This is a genomic window from Frankia sp. CoWAU3, assembly GCF_977971855.1.
Window position 1 is genome coordinate 1 of the sequence record NZ_CDWWXB010000098.1, and the last position, 2,480, is coordinate 2,480.

Here is a 2,480-nt window from a genome sequence, read left to right on the forward strand (position 1 = left end):
CCTCCGGAGTGAGGTCACGCTGCACGTCGGCGAGCATTTCGTAGCCGACCTGATGCTTGCGAATGGTCGGGGAGCGCAGCAACGGCGGATAGAAGTGGGCGTGCAGCTGCCAGAACGCCGCGGGCGGATCGCCGGGTCCCCGGCCGGGATCAAGGTCCGGCCCCGGCCCCGGCCCCGGCACCGGCTCCAGCCCCGGTCCCGGCCGGGGTCCGGTCGCGGGATGCGGCCCGGGCGCTCCGTGCCAGCCCATCGAGAACGGGAAGGGATGGTCGAACAGGGCGTCATAGCCGGTGAGGAGGCGGCCGAGCAGGCGGGACAGCCCGTCCCGCTGGTCGTCGGAGAGCGCGGCGAGGCGGTCGACCGGATGCCGGGGCAGGAGCAGGGTCTCGAACGGCCACAGCGCCCAGAACGGCACGACGACGAGCCAGTGCTCCTCCGCCAGGATCACCCGCTCCCCCGCCGCCGTCTCGATCTCGGCGTAGTCCATCAGCAGGGAGCTGCCAGACCGGGCGAAGTGCTCCCGCTGCCGCGCATCCTCGGCGGCCGGCTCGTCGGGCAACGCGTCGCAGGCCCAGATCTGACCGTGGGGATGCGGGTTCGACGCGCCCATCGCGGTGCCGCGGTTCTCGAAGACCTGCACCCAGCGCCAGGTGCGGGAGAGTTCCTCCTCCTGCGCCGCCCAGGTGTCCACGACCGCCCGGACCTCGGCCGGAGTCATGTCGACGAGCCCGCGATCATGACGAGGGCCGAAGCACACGACCCGGCACGTCCCCCGGGCCGGTTCGCTGCGCAGCAGGCCCGATCCGGGACCCGCCGGCCACACCGGAGCCGGGTCGGCGGGCGGGGCGACAGGCGGGCCGGCGGGCCGGACCGGGTCGGGACGCAGCGCCGGGAAGTCGTTGGTGAACACGTAGGTACCGGAGTAGGAGGGGTTGCGTTCACCGCCGGCCCGGAGGTTGCCCGGGCAGAGGTCACATAGAGGATCATGGGCGACTGCGGCCGGCACCGGCGGTGGTTCCTGACCGCCGTGCCACGGTCGCCGCGTCCGCCCCGGCGAGACCAGAACCCAACGGCCGGTGAGCGGGTTGAACCGCCGATGCGTGATGTCGTCCATCGCGACGAAGCCTGCCATGGGCGGCGACCGCGGCAAACGCGCTGCCGGGACGGCCGGGGGTGATCCCCGTTACCACGGAGCCGGAGCGTGACGAGGGGCGACGCGGGGCGGCGAGGGGCGGCGAGACGTAACGAGGCGTGGCGAAGCATAACGGGGCGTGACCGGGCATGACGGCCAGCCCGTTGCGGCGCCGCCGGGTTCCGGGAACCTCATGTTGAGTTCAACTTCAACACCATAGTCTGCGGGCATGCTTCCTACCGATCTGATGACCGTGGGTGAGCTCTCGCAGCGAAGTGGCTTCGCCGCGTCGGCGCTGCGCTTCTACGAACAGCAGGGCCTGCTCACCGCCACCCGGACCTCGGGTGGGCAGCGCCGGTACGAGCGCCATGTCCTGCGGCGGCTGGCGTTCATCCGCGCCGCCACCGCGGTCGGGCTCAGTCTCGACGAGGTGCGGGAGACCCTGTCGACGCTGCCCGAGTCGCGCACGCCGACCAAGGCGGACTGGTCCGCGATCTCGCGGCGGTGGCGCGGCCGGCTGGACGACGAGATCGCGGCCCTGGTCGCTCTGCGTGACAAACTCGACTTGTGTATCGGCTGCGGCTGCCTGTCGCTGCGAAGCTGCCGCATCTCGAATCCGCACGACCGGATCGCCGAGCTGGGGCCGGGCGCTCGCGCGCTGCCGGCCGCGCTGCGCCAGACCCGCAACCCCCTCGATCGGTGTGGTCAGCCCGTCCGATAGGACATCGGCTAGGACATCCGCGATAGGACAGACGCGACGGCACGCGGGTGGCGGTCCATCGCCGGATCCGGGACGCCGGATCCGGGACGCCGGATCCGGGACGAGGAGGGGTAGTGGGAGACACATTCGGCATGTTCCAACCGGGTGCCAGCAACGGCGAGCCGAGGAGCGGGCGCAGCCAGACGGGCAGCCAGACGGTCGGTACGGATCCCGTCTCCGGGCTGCCCAGCCGGGTCTCGGCGCACCGTTCGCCCGACATGCCGCCGGACGGTCCCGGTCCGGTGCGGGCCCGTCGCCGCCGCCCGTTAATCGTCGGCATCGGTGGCAGCAGCCGGGCGAACTCCACCACCCACCAGGCCCTGGCGACGGTGCTGGCGATGATGGGGCAGGCCGGCGCGGAGACGGTGCTGCTCGGTGCGGCGGACCTGGACCTGCCGATGTACGCGCCGGAACGCCAGGAACGTCCCGCCGCCGCGCTGCGCCTCCTCGCCGCCGTCGAACGGGCCGACGGCCTCGTGATCGCGACTCCCGGTTACCACGGCGGGATATCGGGCCAGGTCAAGAACGCCCTGGACTATCTGGAGGACCTGCGCGGCGCGCCCCGGCCCTACCTGGACGGCCGGGCGG

The 2,480-nt window shown here is 72.6% G+C and carries 3 protein-coding genes; 2 read left to right on the forward strand and 1 reads right to left on the reverse strand.

The genetic code is table 11. The annotated features are described in order from the left end of the window. A partial coding sequence (locus AC08ON_RS10575; protein ID WP_476616870.1) for a UDP-glucose--hexose-1-phosphate uridylyltransferase occupies window positions 1-1,132 on the reverse strand: 1,132 nt, incomplete at its 3' end. 229 nt (window positions 1,133-1,361) lie between these two features. Here AC08ON_RS10575 and soxR point away from each other — a divergent pair. Together soxR and AC08ON_RS10585 are read left to right on the forward strand one after the other, a co-directional pair. Beyond that, window positions 1,362-1,853, forward strand: coding sequence for a redox-sensitive transcriptional activator SoxR (gene soxR, locus AC08ON_RS10580; protein WP_476607391.1), 492 nt, complete (start codon window positions 1,362-1,364; stop codon window positions 1,851-1,853). A 113-nt stretch (window positions 1,854-1,966) separates the two neighbouring features. After that, window positions 1,967-2,480: NADPH-dependent FMN reductase (locus AC08ON_RS10585; RefSeq protein WP_476616871.1), on the forward strand; the 514-nt coding region annotated here is incomplete at its 3' end.